This is a genomic window from Pedobacter aquae, assembly GCF_008195825.1.
Classification (GTDB): Bacteria; Bacteroidota; Bacteroidia; order Sphingobacteriales; family Sphingobacteriaceae; genus Pseudopedobacter; species Pseudopedobacter aquae.
In genome coordinates this window covers 2,246,860-2,265,192 of the sequence record NZ_CP043329.1, presented here as the reverse complement: position 1 = coordinate 2,265,192, position 18,333 = coordinate 2,246,860, and the positions used below count along the sequence as shown (strand labels likewise).

16 protein-coding genes and 1 pseudogene are annotated in these 18,333 nt (G+C 34.5%); 6 read left to right on the top strand and 11 right to left on the bottom strand.

The window, feature by feature from the left end; all coding sequences use genetic code 11:
• Window positions 1–6 precede the first annotated feature (6 nt).
• Window positions 7–1,218 carry a GAF domain-containing sensor histidine kinase gene (locus tag FYC62_RS09885; RefSeq protein ID WP_149074813.1) on the bottom strand — a complete coding sequence of 404 codons (1,212 nt, stop codon included), beginning with the start codon at window positions 1,216–1,218 and terminating at the stop codon, window positions 7–9.
• A gap of 76 nt (window positions 1,219–1,294) precedes the next feature.
• A complete protein-coding gene (locus FYC62_RS09880) occupies window positions 1,295–1,612 on the bottom strand; it encodes an FtsB family cell division protein (RefSeq protein WP_149074812.1) in 318 nt (105 codons plus the stop codon).
• Between the two features lie 110 nt (window positions 1,613–1,722).
• Between FYC62_RS09880 and FYC62_RS09875 the strand changes: the two genes are divergently transcribed.
• A complete protein-coding gene (locus tag FYC62_RS09875) occupies window positions 1,723–3,024 on the top strand; it encodes a DEAD/DEAH box helicase (RefSeq protein WP_149074811.1) in 1,302 nt (433 codons plus the stop codon).
• A 63-nt stretch (window positions 3,025–3,087) separates the two neighbouring features.
• Here the strand turns inward: FYC62_RS09875 and ygiD are convergent, their stop codons facing one another.
• From ygiD to FYC62_RS09845, 6 genes are all read right to left on the bottom strand, one after another.
• Entirely contained in the window at window positions 3,088–3,927 is an 840-nt protein-coding gene (ygiD, locus tag FYC62_RS09870; RefSeq protein WP_149074810.1) for a 4,5-DOPA-extradiol-dioxygenase, read from the bottom strand.
• A gap of 2 nt (window positions 3,928–3,929) precedes the next feature.
• On the bottom strand, window positions 3,930–4,367 hold the full coding sequence (locus FYC62_RS09865; protein ID WP_149074809.1) for a nucleoside deaminase: 438 nt from the start codon (window positions 4,365–4,367) through the stop codon (window positions 3,930–3,932).
• Window positions 4,368–4,378: 11 nt separating this feature from the next.
• Window positions 4,379–5,377, bottom strand: coding sequence for an LLM class flavin-dependent oxidoreductase (locus FYC62_RS09860; protein WP_149074808.1), 999 nt, complete (start codon window positions 5,375–5,377; stop codon window positions 4,379–4,381).
• Window positions 5,378–5,698: 321 nt separating this feature from the next.
• The gene (gene eno, locus FYC62_RS09855) at window positions 5,699–7,000 is read right to left on the bottom strand and encodes a phosphopyruvate hydratase (RefSeq protein WP_149074807.1); all 1,302 of its coding nucleotides are present in this window, start codon (window positions 6,998–7,000) and stop codon (window positions 5,699–5,701) included.
• A gap of 299 nt (window positions 7,001–7,299) precedes the next feature.
• Entirely contained in the window at window positions 7,300–7,611 is a 312-nt protein-coding gene (locus FYC62_RS09850; protein WP_149074806.1) for a type II toxin-antitoxin system RelE/ParE family toxin, read from the bottom strand.
• Window positions 7,612–7,857: a hypothetical protein gene (locus FYC62_RS09845; RefSeq protein ID WP_149074805.1), complete on the bottom strand. Its 246-nt coding sequence runs from the start codon at window positions 7,855–7,857 to the stop codon at window positions 7,612–7,614.
• Window positions 7,858–8,094: 237 nt separating this feature from the next.
• Between FYC62_RS09845 and FYC62_RS09840 the strand changes: the two genes are divergently transcribed.
• The 3 genes from FYC62_RS09840 (at window position 8,095) to FYC62_RS09830 (ending at window position 13,169) form a co-directional block, all read left to right on the top strand.
• Window positions 8,095–8,988, top strand: coding sequence for an IS982 family transposase (locus FYC62_RS09840; protein ID WP_149074804.1), 894 nt, complete (start codon window positions 8,095–8,097; stop codon window positions 8,986–8,988).
• 128 nt (window positions 8,989–9,116) lie between these two features.
• A complete protein-coding gene (gene gnd, locus FYC62_RS09835) occupies window positions 9,117–10,577 on the top strand; it encodes a decarboxylating NADP(+)-dependent phosphogluconate dehydrogenase (protein WP_039449019.1) in 1,461 nt (486 codons plus the stop codon).
• Between the two features lie 153 nt (window positions 10,578–10,730).
• Window positions 10,731–13,169, top strand: coding sequence for a helix-turn-helix domain-containing protein (locus FYC62_RS09830; RefSeq protein WP_149074803.1), 2,439 nt, complete (start codon window positions 10,731–10,733; stop codon window positions 13,167–13,169).
• Between the two features lie 49 nt (window positions 13,170–13,218).
• On the opposite strand, the gene carA is transcribed toward FYC62_RS09830, so the two are convergent.
• Window positions 13,219–14,322 carry a glutamine-hydrolyzing carbamoyl-phosphate synthase small subunit gene (carA, locus tag FYC62_RS09825; RefSeq protein ID WP_149074802.1) on the bottom strand — a complete coding sequence of 368 codons (1,104 nt, stop codon included), beginning with the start codon at window positions 14,320–14,322 and terminating at the stop codon, window positions 13,219–13,221.
• Window positions 14,323–14,601: 279 nt separating this feature from the next.
• Here carA and panB point away from each other — a divergent pair, with 279 nt between their 5' ends.
• Window positions 14,602–15,417, top strand: coding sequence for a 3-methyl-2-oxobutanoate hydroxymethyltransferase (gene panB, locus FYC62_RS09820; RefSeq protein WP_149074801.1), 816 nt, complete (start codon window positions 14,602–14,604; stop codon window positions 15,415–15,417).
• A gap of 285 nt (window positions 15,418–15,702) precedes the next feature.
• The gene (locus FYC62_RS09815) at window positions 15,703–16,419 is read left to right on the top strand and encodes an RluA family pseudouridine synthase (RefSeq protein WP_039449031.1); all 717 of its coding nucleotides are present in this window, start codon (window positions 15,703–15,705) and stop codon (window positions 16,417–16,419) included.
• A 4-nt stretch (window positions 16,420–16,423) separates the two neighbouring features.
• Here FYC62_RS09815 and FYC62_RS09810 read toward each other — a convergent pair whose 3' ends face one another.
• Window positions 16,424–17,446 carry a patatin-like phospholipase family protein gene (locus FYC62_RS09810; protein WP_149074800.1) on the bottom strand — a complete coding sequence of 341 codons (1,023 nt, stop codon included), beginning with the start codon at window positions 17,444–17,446 and terminating at the stop codon, window positions 16,424–16,426.
• Window positions 17,447–17,505: 59 nt separating this feature from the next.
• Window positions 17,506–17,829 (bottom strand): annotated as a pseudogene (locus FYC62_RS09805) (CAP domain-containing protein); the annotation flags it as partial.
• Window positions 17,830–18,333 lie beyond the last annotated feature (504 nt).

Sequence of the window (18,333 nt, the reverse complement as noted above, 5' to 3'; positions counted from 1 at the left end):
AGAAGCTTAATTGCTTCTTGTTGGTTGTGGAAGAATGATTAAGAAGGTTGTTCCCTCGCCTTCTTTGGAAGATATGGCAAGAGTGCCTTTTAAACCATCTATTAAATGTTTTACTAGTGCTAAACCAAATCCGTAGCCTTCTTCTCCTTTGGTTCCATTGGTAGAGCTTATATTACCATTTAAAATAGCATTTATCCTATCTTGGTGAATTCCTATACCATTATCTTTTACAATGATTTGTAAGGAATTTCCTGATAAACCATCTATCATATCTAAATCAATAGAAACAGCACCATTTTCTGCAGTAAATTTCATAGCATTAGAGACCAGATTGCCAATAATCTGCAGGACTTTGTCTTTAGGGAAAGGTATATCTTCTGCTTTTTTATTAATATTAACTACGAAGCTGATGTTTTTATAAATAGCTTGTGGTTTATATAGCTGCTCTAATTTTTCTTTTAGAGTGATTAGATTAAACTCATCATTACCAAGTTGTTTAGGCGTATTGGCTGTTAGAATTTCATCTGCCAATTCTAACAAAGAAGTTCCGCTTTTTTGAATTAATTGTACAAATTCTAAAACCTCATCAAGTTTATTTTGATCGCCTTGCTCACTTATAATTTGTGCTAAACCAATGATACCTCCAATTGGTCCTCTTATATCATGTGCAACTTTTTTCTGTATATTATTTGCTTCGTCTAGTTTATATTTTAATCCCTTTATAACTTTTAAAGCGGTAAGTCTACTAATAATTTCTTTAGCAATAATTTTAAGTAACTCAGCTTTTTCAGGGTCTATGTCCTTTGTTTGCGTATCTAAAATGCAAAGGGCGCCAATATTTAATCCGTCTGTTGTGGTAAGTGGTACACCAAGGTAATATTTTAAGCGCTCGCCACTTATACCTGCATATTCTTTATCTTTAAACCTATCATCTTCAATAAGATTATTTACCTCAAAAGCATCATTTTGCATGATGGTATATTGGCAAACAGAATTTTCCCGAGGCATCTGGCTCATATCAAAGCCATGTCCTGCAATGGTCCACTGTGTGTAAGAGTCTATTAAATTTACTAAAGAAATGGGGGCACCTAATGCTTTTGCAGCTAAGCGAGTTAAATCTTTAAAATTATCTTCTAAGCTATAATAGTCTAAATCAAAATCAGCGAGATTAAGAATTCTTTGAAGTTCATTATCAGGAATTGGGTTTTTATCCATCATTAAAAATTGAGTATATGAATTATAGATTGAGACATCAAATTTGTATCAATTATTAATTTAGATAATGAAGATGGATTTAAAAAAGGCTTTTTTGTTCTTCTTTTCTCTCTTCTTCAATAATTACAAAAACGTCTTCGTTATCTCTTTTCATCAGATAGTGCTCTCTTGCAAATTTCTCGAGCTTATCTTTGTTAGTGGTTAACTCGTCCAAATCTTTTTGGACCTTAGCAATTTCTTGATTGTAGAACTGCTTTTCTTGTTCTAATTTTTGTAATTGAGAGCGGTATTCGTACTGAGATAACAAATCATTTCTATCAAAAAATAACATCCACACTAAAAACGCTGTTGTAGATAGGAAATATTTATTTTTTAGTAATGATAATAATTTGTGCATATCACCAGTGTTTTATACAAATATGTAGAAATTAAAGAATACCAAAAAATAAATTCTCCACATGTTAACATCTAAATAAAAACAGCTCAATTTTAGGTACTTTTGTACCAATGGCATCATTTGAGAAATTAAAACTTACTAAACAGTTACTAATTGCTGTTTCTAACGCAGGCTTTGTGCAGCCAACAGAATTACAATCAAAAATTTTAACTAGAATTAACGGGGGACAAGATGTAATTGCAGTTGCGCCAGAAGGTGCTGGTAAATCTACCGCTTTGGTATTAGCTGTTTTAAATAAATTAAAATTTACTGAAGAAATTGCTCCAAGAGTTTTGGTTTTAGTGCCTGATATAGAAAGCGGCGAGTTATTGATTGATACTTTTCATACCTTAAATAGAAATAGAAATTTAAGAATCATGGGGCTTTTTAATGGCGAAACAAGTTTAGATACCCATGTTTTAGAATTAACAGATGGTGTTGATATTGTTGTTGCTACGCCAGATAGAGCAAGAGCAGCTTATCTGAAACTGGGCTTAAACCTCAATAAAATACAAATGTTTATTTTGGATGATGCTGATATCATCATCAAAAAAGGACTGCAATTACCCGTTGTTGAATTAGCTAGAGGGATTATAAAAACACAGCATTTGGTGTTTACAGAAGTTTATCATCCTAAATTACAACATATAGTAGAGCAGTTTATTGATATACCTAACCTTATAGAAATAGAAGATTTAGGAAACGAGCAATTAGATACGCTTGAACAAATACTTTATCAGGTACCAAATTTTAAAACAAAGCTTAATTTACTGTATTTACTTTTGGCCGATAAAGAGGTGTTTGACAAGGTAGTGGTTTTTGTTAATAGTACTTTTAACGCAGAAACAGCTTATAAAAACATCTTAAAATCAGATGAGCAGGAAGTTATCATCCTAAACCATCCAGAGTACGGTGATGTAGGTGTTAAAAGTATTCAGGATTTTAAACTAAGCCCAAAAAGTAGAGTTTTAATTGTTGTTGGTCAGCAAGAAGAGCAATTAGACCTTAGCCAGCTACCTATTTTTATACATTTTGATATTCCTGAAGATGATAGCCATTACTTGCAAAGGGTCGTCTTGAAAAGCGATGAGCAAAAAGAAAATCTAGCTATTACTTTATGTACAGATTTAGAATTGCTTCAAATTAAAAAGCTTGAGCAAAAGCAAGGTAAAAAAATGCAATTGATGGATTTACCTGATGATTTGTATATCGAAAAAGAGGTTAAGAAGAAGAAAGAAGATGAGGAAGAGGATGACCCAACAAGGGGTGGTGCTTTCCATGAGAAAAAAGCTAAAAACCTGAAGACACATAATTATAGCGCTAGAGAGAAAATTAGACTTTCTGGTAAAATCACGAATAAAAGATTAGATTAAACTTGCTTTAAAAGAGTTTGGCTTATTGTTTACATCAATAAGTTAAACTTGCTAAGCTCTTAATCAATTAGCTTGTATGATTACCGATGTCATGGTTAATGAACCACCAACGGCAACATCATTAATGAAACTTACTTCATCATGCTTATTTTGTAAGCCTAAGCTGTATAATAAAGGCAAATAATGTTCTGGTGTTGGAATCGCATATTTACCAGCCTGACCAAAATTCTCGAAATTTATCATCGCTGTATGGTTACCTTCCATAATATTTCTTTTGAAAGTATTATTAAGTTCTAAAGCCCAATCATAGCCAAAACCAGGCTGATTAAGTTTATCCCAAGCTACCATTCTTAAATTATGAACCATATTGCCGCTACCAATAATAAGCACACCTTTTTTACGCAATAATTGTAGCTCTTTGGCTAGTTCATAATGATAAATGGCAGGTTTTGTATAATCTAAGCTCAACTGTAAAACTGGAATATTTGCTCGAGGGTAAAGATGCTTAACAACACTCCAGGTGCCGTGGTCTAAACCCCAAATATGGTTTAATTCTACAGGTGTGTAATGCTTAAGCGCTTCTTTTATAAACTCAGCAAGTTCAGGGTCTCCTGGGGCAGGGTATTGTACCTCAAACAAAGCTTGAGGGAAACCACCAAAATCATGTATGGTATGTGGTTTTTCTACAGCTGTAACGGCAGTGCCACGTGTTTCCCAATGTGCAGATACAACAACAATAGCTTTAGGTTCTGGTATTTCTAAGGCTAATTTCCTCCAATTGTTAACAAAATCATTTTCTTCAATAGCATTCATGGGGCTACCGTGGCCCATAAACAAAACAGGCATTGTAGTGCTTGTTTCTAAATCTTGTTGCCAACGATATAAATTTTGAAGTGTTTCCATATTTAAACTCCAATATCCTCATTCCAAAGACCTGGTTTTTCTTTGATAAATTGCTGCATCAACTGGTAGCAACCTTCATGGTGGGTAACCAATACTTTAACACCGCGGCTGCTTAGGAGTTCTTCTTCTCCCATAAAAGTTTTATTTTCAGCAATAACTACCCTTGGGATACCATATAAAAGTATGGTTCCAGAACACATTGGGCATGGTGATAAAGTAGTATACAAGGTGCATTCTTGATAAATTTTAGCGGATAATCTGCCAGCATTTTCTAAAGCATCCATCTCTCCATGTAAAATAACGCTGCCTTTTTGCACCCTTTTGTTATGGCCTCTTCCTATAATTTTTCCATCGTGTACCAAAACGGAGCCAATGGGGATGCCACCTTCTTCATAACCTTTTTTAGCTTCTTCAAAAGCTGCTTCCATGAATTTATCCATCTTTTCGTAATTTAATTAATTAAACCAGCCAAAAGCTCGTAAGATTTAAACCTATCTTCTGCTGTATCTGTAAAGGTAGAAATCATAATTTCATCAGTACCAAAATCACGACAGATATTTTCTAGCTTCATTTTCATTTCATCTGGTGTGCCAATCGCCATTCTTTGGCGGTTGTATAAAATTCTGTTCCATTCTAGCGCATCGTAATCCTCATCTTTGATGTCTTCGTAAGAGAAGCGCTCGTTAAATTTACCTTTTTCAAAGCTTAATAGTCGGTAATCCATTAAGGCTTGTACTTGTTTAACTTTCTCTTCATCATCAGAACAAAAACCAAAAATACCAACACTGGTTTGAGGGGCTTTTAATTCATCAGAAGGGACAAATTTTTCTTTGTATGCTTTTATAGCTTCCGGACCACCTTTTGGGTTAATAAACTGGGCAAATGATAAAGCCATGCCGAAATAAGCCGCCAACAAAGCGCTTTCTCCACTAGAAGTTAAAAGCCATAAATCTGGCGATGTACTAATCATAGGGATGGCATTAATTTTAATTTCACTTACCCCTTCAATGGGTTCATCATTTAAAAAAGCTCTTAAATCTCTAAGCTGCTGAATGTAATTTTGAGGGTCGAAATTATTAGATGGGTTTAGCAAATGTGCCGTTATGCGGTCGCCACCTGGCGCTCTTCCCATGCCTAAATCTATCCTGTTTGGGTAAAGGGCTTCCAATACCCTGAAATTCTCTGCTACTCTTAAAGTGCTGTGGTTGGGCATCATCATACCGCCAGAACCCAAACGTATCTTTTTAGTTTCTGCACCTAAGCGGGCAATCATAATTTCTGGCGAGCCAGTTGCTAAAGTTGCAGAATTATGATGTTCGCTAAGCCAATAGCGGGTATAACCCAATTGATCTGTTAATTTGGCAAGTGCTATACTTTCTTGTAAAGATTCCTCTGCACTACTCCCTTTTCTTATAGGAGTTTGGTCTAAAACACTTAATCTCATCTTCATACACAAATTTAACGATGCTAAACCAAATACATTTTATGACTAGCCTTTCTTGACGGTGATGTGATAGAGAGCCTCACCCTCAGTCCCTCTCCTCCCAAGGAGTCCCTTTGGGACAAAGGATAGGGAAGCGCAGGAGATACTTGTTTAATTTAAGAAGGATCTGCTTTCATTTTTTATAGCCACACAGAGTCTTAACTCTTTGGTCTTTATTTCTTGCTCCAAATTCAATGTTCAAAAAAAAACCGTTCCTAAAATAAGGAACGGTTTCTTTAGACATCCAGAGTCTTTACTCCTTCATCCTTGTTCTTTTATCCTAAAAAACTATTTTCTGTTTTTGAAGAATTTAAAGTCTTTACCAATGAATTTTGCATTGCTACCCAATTCTTCTTCAATACGTAATAATTGATTGTATTTTGCAATCCTATCAGAACGAGAAGCAGAACCAGTTTTAATCTGACCGCAGTTTAAAGCAACCGCTAAATCAGCAATTGTAGTATCTTCAGTTTCTCCAGAACGGTGAGACATTACAGAAGTATAGCTGTTGGTTTGTGCCATGCTTACCGCATTAATAGTCTCTGTTAAAGAACCAATTTGGTTTACTTTTACCAAAATAGAGTTTCCAGTTTGGTTATCAATACCTTGTTTTAAACGGGTAACATTGGTTACAAATAAATCATCACCAACTAATTGAACTTTATCGCCAATTCTTTCAGTTAATAATTTCCAGCCATCCCAATCGTTTTCATCCATACCATCTTCAATAGAAATGATAGGGTATTTCTCTGTTAAAGAAGCTAAATACGCTACTTGCTCTGCACTGGTACGTTTTGCTCCGTTTGGTCCTTCAAATTTAGAATAGTCATAAATTCCGTCTTTGTAAAACTCAGATGCAGCACAGTCAAAGGCTAAGCAAATATCAACACCCGGCTTGTAACCAGCTTTCTCAATCGCTTTTAAAATGGTTTCAACACCATCTTCAGTACCTTCAAAAGTAGGGGCAAAACCACCTTCATCACCTACCGCAGTAGATAAACCTCTATCATGTAAAATAGCTTTTAAGTTATGAAAAACTTCTGTTCCCCAACGTAAAGCCTCAGAGAAAGAAGAAGCGCCAACCGGCATAATCATAAATTCTTGGAAAGCGATAGGAGCATCAGAGTGAGAACCACCGTTAACAATGTTCATCATTGGGATAGGTAAAGTGTTAGCATTTACACCGCCAATATAACGGTATAAAGGCTGTCTGCTTTCTTGTGCTGCTGCTTTAGCAACGGCCAAAGAAACACCTAAAATAGCATTAGCGCCTAAGTTACCTTTGTTTTCAGTACCGTCTAATTTTAACATGATGCTATCAATGGTGTTTTGTTCAAAAACATCAACACCTCTTAATTCTTTAGCAATCACATCATTAACATTGGCAACGGCCTTTAAAACACCTTTGCCTAAATATACAGATTTATCTTTATCACGTAATTCTACAGCTTCGTATTGTCCGGTTGAAGCACCAGAAGGAACAGCTGCTCTTCCAATAGCACCGTTTTCGGTGATTACATCTACCTCAATGGTAGGGTTACCTCTCGAGTCGAGGATTTGTCTTGCATGTACATCAAGAATTAAGCTCATAGTATTTAATTTGTTGGATTATTCAATTCTACTATTAGTGTTAAAAGTACACTAAAGTATAGTTTTTATTTTAACTGGGCAAATATAAACTTTTTAGGCATATGCTTTAATTATAAAATGTTAAGGATATGCTAAGAAAATGTTGATTTTAATTTTTTGGAAAGCAGGGTAGTTGCTACTATTTATAGCTAGTCTGGCTTTTCGCTCATACATCACATGGCCTTAGCCACAAGGGCCGGTATACGCTTCAATCCAGTTTATGGGGCAGGGCTTGTTTAGGAGACTTTAAACTAAAACGCTTAAAAATCTAATTTTTCAATAAGGGCTGTATTTCTTTTTGTGTGTATAATGTCCAAAATTCTTACTTTTTGCTCATGAATCCTGTAAATAATTTTATAACTCCATAAAGAAACAGAACGAAATTCCTTATTGCTGCCTTTTAAATAAGTTTCGGTTGAAAAGCGTTCAGGCATTTTTTGAAGACTTGCCGTTAAATTTAGAATTTCTTTTCTAACCATAATTGCTGCACTTGGTGAAGCTTCTTTGATGTATAAATAAATAGCTCTTAAAGATTCTTTAGCTTTTATGTCCCAAACTACTTGATAAAGCAATTACCAATCTTCAGCTTCTTTTTCGATTTCTTGTTGGGTTATAAACATGCCGCTTTCTATTCTTATATCAGCATTTTCTATCTGCTCAATTAATTGTTGTCTGGTTATTTCCTTACCATTTAAATCATATCCAGCTAAATCATCATTACTTTTATGAAACAAGTTCTTGATTTGTTTAATAATATTGATGTCTTGTGTTTTTACAAGCTCCTCAATGAGAATTAATTTTTCTGCATGAATATCCATAAGTAATTCGTTTAATAATCAAATATAATCAATTCTAAAGCAAGTTTAATAAAACACAAATGATAAAATCATGAATATAAAAGAGTGTAACATCTTCACATAGCATAATTAAAGTTCAAAAATAGGATATGAAATAATAACCTGAGTTCGATTAATATTTTAAAATAAATTAGTCAATCATAATAAAAATAGTTATATTTAAGTGTCTTAAAATCAAATACTTAACTATAATTATATATGATTGACTACTCTAAAATTAGCGATATTTTTTGTCTTGTGGATGAATTTTGCAAAGATTTCGATAACAATACACATTCCTTTCTACTGGGAAAAGCTTCTAAGCGACCACCAGTGATGTCCAAGAGTGAGGTTATATCGATTTGCCTATTCTTTCATCTTAGTGGTTTCAGGTGCTTTAAGCACTTTTATCTGTTTTATATTCAACGACACATGCAGTCCGAATTTCCAAAAACGGTTTCTTATAATCGCTTTGTTGAGCTTAGCCAAAGCATACTTATGCCGATGACCATATTTTTGAAGACCTGCTGTTTAGGTATTTGTAGCGGTATTTCATTTGTAGATTCAACCCCAGTTAGGGTATGTAACAATAAGCGAATAAAACGGAATAAGGTATTTAAGGGCATTGCAGAGGTAGGTAAATCTACAATGGGCTGGTTTTATGGATTTAAGCTCCACATTGTAATCAACGATAAAGGAGAAATTTTAAACTTTGCAATTACACAGGCAAATGTTGATGACAGAGATCCGCTCAAAAATGAAAACTTCCTGAAATCAGTATTTGGAAAACTATTCGCAGATAAGGGATATATTTCTGAGAAACTAGCCAATATATTGTTTGTCAATGATATACATCTAATTACGAGCATTCGTAACAATATGAAAAACAGCTTAATGACTATGAATGATAAGATTACTCTTAGAAAAAGATCAGTAATAGAAACGGTAAACGATGAACTAAAAAACATTTGCCAAATTGAGCATTCAAGACATAGGTCTTTTACAAATTTTATATCCAACATGATTGCCGCATTAATTGCCTATTCTTTTTTTCCTAAAAAACCTTCAATTAAATATCAAAATGCTAATTCTAATCAAATCTTAGCTTTTTGATTAATCGAACTCAGGTTAATAGTTATTATTTTCAATTTAGCACAGGTTTATGCCCTCAAATTCCTAAAAAATTGCTAATCTTGCAGCACTAACATTTCAAACAAAACCAACATATTTAATTATACATCATGAGTAAAGCAATTTCAGACATCGGGATCATAGGTATCGCTGTAATGGGCGAAAACCTAATCTTGAACATGGAAAGTAAAGGATTTCATGTAACTGCGTACAACCGTACTGTAGATAAGGTAGAAAACTTTATCAACGGTAGAGCTAAAGGTAAAAACATCTACGGAGCAAAATCTATTGAAGATTTAATCGCCTCTTTAAAAGCTCCGCGTAAAGTTATGTTAATGGTAAAAGCAGGTAAGCCTGTTGATGATTTCATCGAGCTATTAATCCCTCATTTATCTCCTGGTGATATTATTATTGATGGAGGAAATTCTCATTTTCCAGATACAGAGCGTCGTGTAAAATACGTAGAAAGCAAAGGGCTACACTTTATAGGAAGTGGTGTTTCTGGTGGCGAGGAAGGTGCTTTATTAGGTCCTTCAATTATGCCAGGCGGTTCTAAAGCTGCATGGCCAGCTGTAAAACCAATTTTCCAAGGTATAGCTGCCAAAGTAAGTGATGGTTCTCCTTGCTGCGATTGGGTAGGCGATGGTGGTGCTGGGCATTTTGTTAAAATGGTTCACAATGGTATCGAGTATGGCGATATGCAATTGATAAACGAAGTTTATCACATCATGAAAGACGTTTTAGGAATGTCTACAGATGAAATGCATGACGTATTTAAAGAATGGAATGAAGGTGAATTAGATAGCTACTTAGTAGAAATCACCAGAGATATTTTAGCATATAAAGAAGAAGATGGCTCTCCAATAGTTGAAAAAATACTAGATACAGCCGGGCAAAAAGGTACAGGTAAATGGACAGGTACGGTTGCTTTAGAACTAGGTATTCCATTAACTTTAATTACCGAGTCTGTATTCTCAAGATGTTTATCGGCCTTAAAAGACGAGCGTGTTGCTGCATCTAAAGTTTTAACTGCTGGTCCAAAACCATCATTTAATGGCGATAGACAAGAATATATCAATTACTTAAGAGATGCACTATATGCTGCTAAAGTAATTTCTTATGCACAAGGTTACCAAATGATGAAAGCTGCCGCTAAAGAGTACGGTTGGGAGTTAAGCTACGGTAATATTGCTTTAATGTGGAGAGGTGGATGTATTATCCGTTCTCGTTTCTTAAGCAATATCAAAGAAGCATTTGATCATAACCCAGATTTAGCTAACCTTCTTTTAGACCCATATTTTGCTGAAAAAATCCAGGCTTGCCAAAATGGTTTAAGACAAGCGGTTGCTCTAGCAACTATCAATGGTATTCCTGCACCTTGCTTAAGCGCTGGCTTAAATTATTACGATGGTTACCGTTGCGAGCGTTTACCTGCCAACTTATTACAAGCACAACGTGATTATTTTGGTGCGCATACTTACGAACGTATTGATAAACCTAGAGGAGAATTCTTCCACACCAATTGGACAGGTCGTGGTGGTACAACATCATCTACAACTTATGTAGTTTAGTATAAACAATTTTCATATACAAAGCCTTTTAGAATTTTTTCTAAAAGGCTTTTTTTTGTTAAAATAAACTAAAAATTTTAGCTAAAAAGAATTATTTATATTTTATAGGCAATTAGGATGAGTTAACTACCTAAAGCTTATCCTATAAATTTTATGGCGCAAAATATTCAACTTCAATTAGCTTCAGAATTTGTACAGTTTACGGATAAGAATATCTTTTTAACCGGGAAAGCTGGTACAGGTAAAACAACCTTTTTACATCGTTTAAAAGAAAATTGCCCTAAAAGGATGGTTATTGTAGCACCTACAGGTGTAGCTGCTATCAATGCAGGTGGAAGCACCATCCATTCTTTTTTTCAATTAGCATTTGGGCCTTATGTGCCAAATGCTGATCAAAAATCCTTTCAACACAAAATGAATAAGCAAAAAATCAGTCTTATAAAAAGTCTTGATTTATTGGTTATTGATGAAATAAGTATGGTTAGAGCCGATACTTTAGATAATATTGATGAAGTTTTAAGAAGATATAGGGATAGAAATAAGCCTTTTGGTGGTGTACAACTTTTAATGATTGGCGATTTGCATCAGCTTTCGCCGGTTGTTAAAGATCAAGATTGGGAGCTGTTAAAACCATATTACAGCAATTTATACTTTTTTAACAGCAAGGCTTTGCAGCAAACATCGCCAATAAGTATAGAGCTTAAGCATATCTATCGTCAGTCTGATACTTTTTTTATAGATATCTTAAATGCCGTTAGAGAAAACCGTATTGATGAACACTTTTTAGCGCAACTTAACCAACGTTATATCCCTAATTTCAATCCCGATGAGGAAGAAGGTTATATCACCTTAACATCTCATAACCAATCTGCCAATATCATTAACGATGAAAAGCTGAAAGGTTTAAAAGCAAAAAGTCATCATTATAAAGCTGATGTTAAAGGCGAGTTTCCAGAGTTTTCTTATCCTAACGCATTAGAGTTGGAATTGAAAGAAGGTGCACAAGTGATGTTTGTTAAAAACGACGCTTCTAGAGATAAGCTCTATTTCAACGGGAAAATAGGTAAAATCATCAGAATAAAAGATGATTATATCCATGTAAAATGTCCCGGAGATTTACAAGAAATTGTGGTAGGCAGGGTAGAGTGGGAAAATACCAAATACGAATTAAATGCGGCTAGTAAAGAAATTGAAGAAAAAGTAATAGGTAGTTTTATTCAATATCCTATTAAGTTGGCTTGGGCTATCACCATTCATAAAAGTCAAGGCTTAACTTTTGAAAAAGCTATTATTGACGCTAATGCCGCCTTTGCCCACGGACAAGTTTATGTGGCTTTAAGCCGATGTAAAAGCTTCGAAGGAATGGTTTTGCGTACGCCAATTTCTTTTAATAGCATTAAAACAGATGGAACTGTTGCCACCTATACCAAAAATGCCGAGCAAAACAGCCCGGGAGAGCAGCATCTTGTAGAAGCCAAAGTTGTTTTTCAAAGAAATTTGTTATTAGAACTGTTTGATTTTAAACGACTCAAATCATCCCTTTATTTGTGTAAGAAATTAGCAGAAGAATATCATCAAATTATAAGTTTAGGCTTTTTAGAGAATATTAATGCAGTTAGAGAGGCAGTAGAAATTGATATTTATACCGTAGCGGAGAAATTTAACAGGCAGATTGAACAATACTTGCAGCAAGGTAAGTTACCGGAGGAAAATGAGGAGTTGCAAGAACGTGTTAAAAAAGCTTGTACTTATTTTGCAGATAAGCTAATTGTGCTTCATGAAAATTTAGATAAAGTAAGTTTTGATGCAGATAATAAAACCATCAAAAAGCAATTTTTAGAGGCTATAGAGCAGGTAGAAAAAGAGGTTTTCATCAAGCAATCTGCACTTAAACTTTGCTGTAATGGTTTTCAAACTTTAAATTATCTAAAAACTAAGGCCAATGCAGAGATAGATTTCTTGAACCTTAAAAAAGCTGCTCCGGTAGAAAAAGCAACTGCTCCGGTTAGTGGTGTTAACCATCCCGAATTGTACAAAACCATTAAAACTTGGCGAGACCAATTAGCTGCAGAAAATAATGTACCGGTTTATCATATTTTACCGCAAAAGGTTTTGATAGAGTTGGTAAATAAATTGCCTTCAAACTTTCAAGAACTAGAAAGTATAAAAGGAATAGGTAAAACCAAAGTGAAGCAATTTGGGAACGAGCTATTGGTGATGATTAGCGATTATTGCGAGAAGAAAGAAGTCTCTCAGACACCTTTTCAATTGTTTGTAAAAACCACGGCAGAGAAAGTAGATACCAAAAAGTTAAGTTTCGATTTATTTAAAGCAGGTAAAACCATGCAAGAAATTGCTTTAGAAAGAAATTTAGCGCTTACTACAATAGAGACTCATTTAACACATTACATTGGTACTGGCGATTTAGATATTTATAGCTTTGTAAATAAGAGTAAAGTAAGCCAAATTCAAGATTATATCTGGAGAAATAAACCTTCATCTATGAATGATACCAAAGCAGCTTTAGGCGAAGAGATTTCTTATGGCGAAATAAGAGCGGTTATGAAGTTTATGGAGCTTAATAACTCGTAATATTATTAAAATAAAAAATCCCTCTTTTTGGGAGGGATTTTTATGATTATTATCCTTTCATCATTTCCACAAAATCATCAAATAAGTATCTTGAATCATGCGGACCTGGTGAAGATTCTGGATGGTATTGCACAGAAAACGCTTTTTTACCTTTAACTCTTATACCTTCAATAGATTGGTCGTTTAAGTTTAAGTGAGTAATTTCTACTTTATCAGATTTTCTAACTTCTTCCGCAATTACACCAAAACCATGGTTTTGTGAAGTAACTTCGCAATGGTCTTTAATGATGTTCTTTACTGGGTGATTTAAACCACGGTGGCCGTTAAACATTTTCATGGTGCCAATACCGTTAGCTTGTGCTAATAATTGGTGACCAAGGCAAATACCAAACAAAGGCTTGTCTTCTTCAAGAATTTCTTTTACCGTTTCTATGGCGTAAGGCATTGCAGCAGGGTCTCCGGGGCCATTACTAATGAAGTAACCATCAGGGTTCCATTTTTTCATTTCATCATAAGCAGTTTTAGCTGGGAAAACCTTAGCATAAACACCTCTTTCAGCAAAATTTCTTAAGATATTTTTCTTAACGCCTAAATCTAAAACAGCAACTTTTACTGGGGCATTTTCATCACCCATAAAATAAGGCTCTTTTGTACTTACTTGCGATGAAAGCTCTAAGCCATCCATAGAAGGTACGCCAGCAAGTTTAGCTTTAAGTTCCTCGATATCTAATATTTCTGAAGAGATAATGGCATTCATAGCACCTTTATCTCTAATATGTCTTACCAACTCACGGGTATCGATATCAGAAATACCAACAATATGCTCGTCTTGGAAGTAATCTTGAATAGATTTTTCTGCTTCTTTTCTGCTATAGCTTATATTGAAATTTTTGCACACCAAGCCAGCAATTTTAATGCTTCCAGATTCAATCTCATCAGCATGTATACCATAATTACCAATATGAGCATTGGTCGTAACCATGATTTGTCCAAAATAAGAAGGGTCTGTAAAAATCTCCTGGTAACCAGTCATACCTGTATTGAAACAGATTTCGCCTGTTGTAGTACCAATTTTTCCTGCTGCTTTACCGTGAAAAACGGTTCCATCAGCTAAAAGAAGTACGGCGGGTAATTTTGTGTAGTGTGCGTTCATTTGTGATTAATAAACTCTAAATGAAAATTTAATTGAAAAAGGCTATGGGATGGAATAAATTCCTTGATGTTAATGTTAGAAATAAGAGCTTGCTTATTTTTCATCTCGGGGTGCAAAACTAGTAAAAATAGCATAACAGACAAAGTAAAAGCTCAAAATAATTATCATTAAAAATATGTTCATCAATATTAATACCTAAAATATTAAACATTACATTTTCCTTTTTCTAACTTTGAAGCCTGTTAGCTTAATTAAATTAACACCATATAATTATTAAAAATGTCTGTACATAAAGAAATCAGGAGAATAACCACTCATATTTTACAGGAAATGAAAAATAGAGGTGAGAAGATAGCGATGCTTACTTCTTATGATTTCTCTATGGCAAGAGTTGTTGATGAAGGTGGGGTAGATATTATACTTGTTGGAGATTCTGCTTCTATGGTGATGGCCGGACATGAAACTACTTTGCCTATTACTTTAGATGAAATGATTTATCATGCGGCATCTGTGATAAGAGCAACAAAAAGGGCTTTAGTAGTGGTTGATTTACCTTTTGGTTCTTACCAAGGTAATTCTAAAGAAGCTTTAAATTCTGCTATCAGGATTATGAAAGAATCTGGTGCACATGCGGTGAAATTAGAAGGTGGGACAGAAATTGTAGAGTCTATTCAAAGAATTATAACCGCTGGTATACCTGTAATGGGGCATTTAGGTTTAACACCTCAATCTATTTATAAATTTGGTACCTATACAGTAAGAGCTAAAGAAGAAGCCGAAGCTCAAAAACTTAAAGAAGATATTTTGGCCTTACAAAATGCAGGTTGTTTTTCTGTTGTTTTAGAGAAAATACCTGCCGCACTAGCTAAAGAGGTTACAGAAAGTGTACAAATTCCTACTATTGGTATTGGTGCAGGTGGCAGCTGCGATGGACAAGTGTTAGTGATTAATGATATGATTGGTTTAACCAAAGGTTTTACGCCAAGGTTTTTAAGACAATATTTAGATTTATTTACAGAAATTAATGGCGCTGTAAAATCTTACGTATCCGATGTTAAAAGTGGCGATTTTCCTAACGATAAAGAACAGTATTAATTAGTTGGTTGGTTAGTTGGTTAGTTGGTTAGTTGGTTAGTTGGTTAGTTGGTTAGTTGGTTAGTTGGTTAGTTGGTTAGTTGGTTAGTTGGTTAGTTGGTTAGTTGGTTAGTTGGTTAGTTGGTTAGTTTTTAGGAAAATGGATACAAGTTAGCGATATTAAATGGAATTGCCAAGGTCTCCATATGCACATCTCAATACTCAAATCTAAAAATCTCATATCTTTATTTTGCGGAATTGCAAAGAGTCTCTATACGCATATCTCAATACTCATATCTAAAAAAAATGTCTCAATACCCGGATTTAAATTATACAGTTACAGATAAAGATGTTCTTTACGAGGATAATCATCTTATTGCGATTTATAAAAAAGCAGGCTGGATTGTTCAGGTAGATGATACCGGAGATTTGTCTTTGGATGATATGGTGAAAAAATACATCGCCGAAAAATATCAGAAACCTAATGGTGCTTTTTTAGGTGTTGTACATCGTTTAGATAGGCCAGTGAGCGGGGTAATACTTTTTGCAAAGACTTCTAAAGCATTAGATCGTATCAATAAAATGTTTAAAGAGCGACAAATGCATAAGACTTATTGGGCTGTGGTAAGACAAAAGCCTCGTGAGATGGAAGGTAAGTTGATTCACTGGTTAGTAAAAAATCCTAAAAAGAATATTACCACCGCTTATGATGAAGAAGTTAAGGGTAGCCAGAGAGCCGAGCTAAACTTTAAAGTATTAGGGTTTCTAGACGGCTATTACCTTATTGAGGTAGATCCTATTACGGGTAGGCCTCATCAAATAAGAGTTCAATTAGCTACTTTAGGCAGTCCCATTGTTGGCGATAATAAATACGGATACCCACGTGGCAGTCGTAAAAAGAGCATTTGTTTGCATGCCAGAAGATTACAATTTACGCATCCGGTTAAAAATGAGCCGATTGACGTTTTCGCTCCTCTGCCAAAGGATGGTTTTTGGGATAAATTTGAAAGCTTTTATAAATAGTTTTTTAATGATTTACTTCTTCTTTAAGATTAATTAAAGTATCAACAATTCGGTCTAATAATAAATTTCTTTCGCTAATTAATCTATCGCCTAAAGCCATAAGCTTTTTAATATTCTTAGGTGTAGCGGCATCCATTCTTTCATCAACACTTTGTAAATCTTTTGGCTCTAGCCTAATGTACTGATTGGATATCCCTAAAAATGAAAAAATCTGCATCATATAAAAATGGCTAGTTTCGCTTGCCCCACTCATCATCATATCTAATAATGCGGGCACAACAAATAAAGCTTTTGTTTGGCTTAGCTCATCGCTATCATATGATTTTTTAGAAACCCCAGTGCCTAAAGATAAAATATGAATATTTCTAGGGATTTCTTTTTCTGGTGTTTTTTGTATTTCAACAAAGGCACTCATAGTTGGGTTGGTTGCAAAAACACCTCCATCTAATAAAGGGTATCTAACACCCGCTAAAGAATAAATCTCGGCCACGCTAAAAAAAGTTGGCGCTGCAGATGTTGCCCTGCAAACATCTCTTAAATAAAAGTCTCTACTATCACCCCTTTCTATAGCTGTTTTTTGTCTAAAGAAATGAGCCTTTCTTAATTCTATATTGTAGGCAGTAATAATGCAAGGCTTTATCAGCTGGCTAAGCTTAACATCGCCAAAATAATCTTTTAAAATTTTCTCCCATGCGGCATTATTATATTTCTCGGTAACCCAGCCAATTTGGGCTAAAATCTTTTTAAAGCCTTTATTCTGAAATATTTCTGCGCCATGTTTAATATAGAGGTCTAAAGCTTCTTTAGCACTAAATTTGGGTTTTGTAGGGTCGGCTTCAGAAGGACAAAGTAATAGGCCAGTTAATATTCCACCAGTGCTAGTGCCTGCAAAAAAGTCAAAATAGTCTACTATAGATGCATCGGGGTTATGGGTTTTTCTTTTAAGCCTTTCTTCTAAGCTAACTAAAATCATTCCCGGTATGATACCTTTTATGCCTCCACCATCAATAGATAAAATTACTTTCATAGAAATTACATTTTAAGCCAATAGCTAAATGTAATAAACAGAATTAATAATTAATTGTGTTACTCCAGATTTTTGAATAATTGCGTTGTCATTAAACCATATTTGGAGGCTACAATGCCAACACCCATTCTGCCTAATTTAGGGTTTAAAATATTGGCTTTGTGTTTAGGCGAGTTCATTAAGCCTTCATGAATTTCTTTAATAGTTGATGCATAAGCGATATTTTCTGCTGCCGCCCTAAATACAATACCCGCTTTTTTCATCCTATCAAAAGGATTTTCTTTATCAGGGTTTATATGCGAGAAGAAATCTCTTTTGGCCATATCTCTGCTATGTGCTCTGGCTACTAACTGAACTTGTTGATCAAAAACTAGAAGGGGTAATCCTGCTTTTTTCTCTCTTGATTAACAAGTTGATGTAGTTCTTGTTCTAGGCTTTCTATATCAGCGGGTTTGGTAATGCTGGTATTTGTTTTAGCCGGAAGTGTGTTTTTTGAAAAGCTACAAGATAGAATAAGAGGAATAAGGAGTGTTATTTTAAAGATATGGGTCAACATATAGAAGGTTTTGTGGCATAACGTTATTTATACTGGTTTATTTTATGGATGAAATGGATAGGTTTTGATGCCAAAATCTGAAGAGTTCTCCCACTTTGTTCTACTTTTCTACAAAAAATCGAAAAAGTCTCCCACTTAGTAAATCTTAACGATTTTAAAAATTTGATAATCAAGGTTTTGTTTTGGTGTTCTTTGAGGATAAGATAGGTGCTTGTACAAGTAGTAGCGCAAATTTGTTTTCAAAAATGCCTGTTTTAAGCATTTTCTAATGTGTTGAAAACTTTTTGTGGTAAAAAGTGGTAAGAAGTGGAACTTATGTTTATTTTTACAT

What these genes read in the sequence shown, in the direction of transcription:
- eno (WP_149074807.1), bottom strand. Translation starts at nt 7,000, where the DNA reads ATGAGCTTAATTCTTGATGTACATGCAAGACAAATCCTCGACTCGAGA.
- FYC62_RS09885 (WP_149074813.1), bottom strand. Translation starts at nt 1,218, where the DNA reads ATGATGGATAAAAACCCAATTCCTGATAATGAACTTCAAAGAATTCTT.
- FYC62_RS09840 (WP_149074804.1), top strand. Translation starts at nt 8,095, where the DNA reads ATGATTGACTACTCTAAAATTAGCGATATTTTTTGTCTTGTGGATGAA.
- FYC62_RS09875 (WP_149074811.1), top strand. Translation starts at nt 1,723, where the DNA reads ATGGCATCATTTGAGAAATTAAAACTTACTAAACAGTTACTAATTGCT.
- FYC62_RS09810 (WP_149074800.1), bottom strand. Translation starts at nt 17,446, where the DNA reads ATGAAAGTAATTTTATCTATTGATGGTGGAGGCATAAAAGGTATCATA.
- FYC62_RS09865 (WP_149074809.1), bottom strand. Translation starts at nt 4,367, where the DNA reads ATGGATAAATTCATGGAAGCAGCTTTTGAAGAAGCTAAAAAAGGTTAT.
- FYC62_RS09845 (WP_149074805.1), bottom strand. Translation starts at nt 7,857, where the DNA reads ATGGATATTCATGCAGAAAAATTAATTCTCATTGAGGAGCTTGTAAAA.
- gnd (WP_039449019.1), top strand. Translation starts at nt 9,117, where the DNA reads ATGAGTAAAGCAATTTCAGACATCGGGATCATAGGTATCGCTGTAATG.
- FYC62_RS09815 (WP_039449031.1), top strand. Translation starts at nt 15,703, where the DNA reads ATGTCTCAATACCCGGATTTAAATTATACAGTTACAGATAAAGATGTT.
- FYC62_RS09830 (WP_149074803.1), top strand. Translation starts at nt 10,731, where the DNA reads ATGGCGCAAAATATTCAACTTCAATTAGCTTCAGAATTTGTACAGTTT.
- FYC62_RS09880 (WP_149074812.1), bottom strand. Translation starts at nt 1,612, where the DNA reads ATGCACAAATTATTATCATTACTAAAAAATAAATATTTCCTATCTACA.
- ygiD (WP_149074810.1), bottom strand. Translation starts at nt 3,927, where the DNA reads ATGGAAACACTTCAAAATTTATATCGTTGGCAACAAGATTTAGAAACA.
- FYC62_RS09860 (WP_149074808.1), bottom strand. Translation starts at nt 5,377, where the DNA reads ATGAAGATGAGATTAAGTGTTTTAGACCAAACTCCTATAAGAAAAGGG.
- carA (WP_149074802.1), bottom strand. Translation starts at nt 14,322, where the DNA reads ATGAACGCACACTACACAAAATTACCCGCCGTACTTCTTTTAGCTGAT.
- panB (WP_149074801.1), top strand. Translation starts at nt 14,602, where the DNA reads ATGTCTGTACATAAAGAAATCAGGAGAATAACCACTCATATTTTACAG.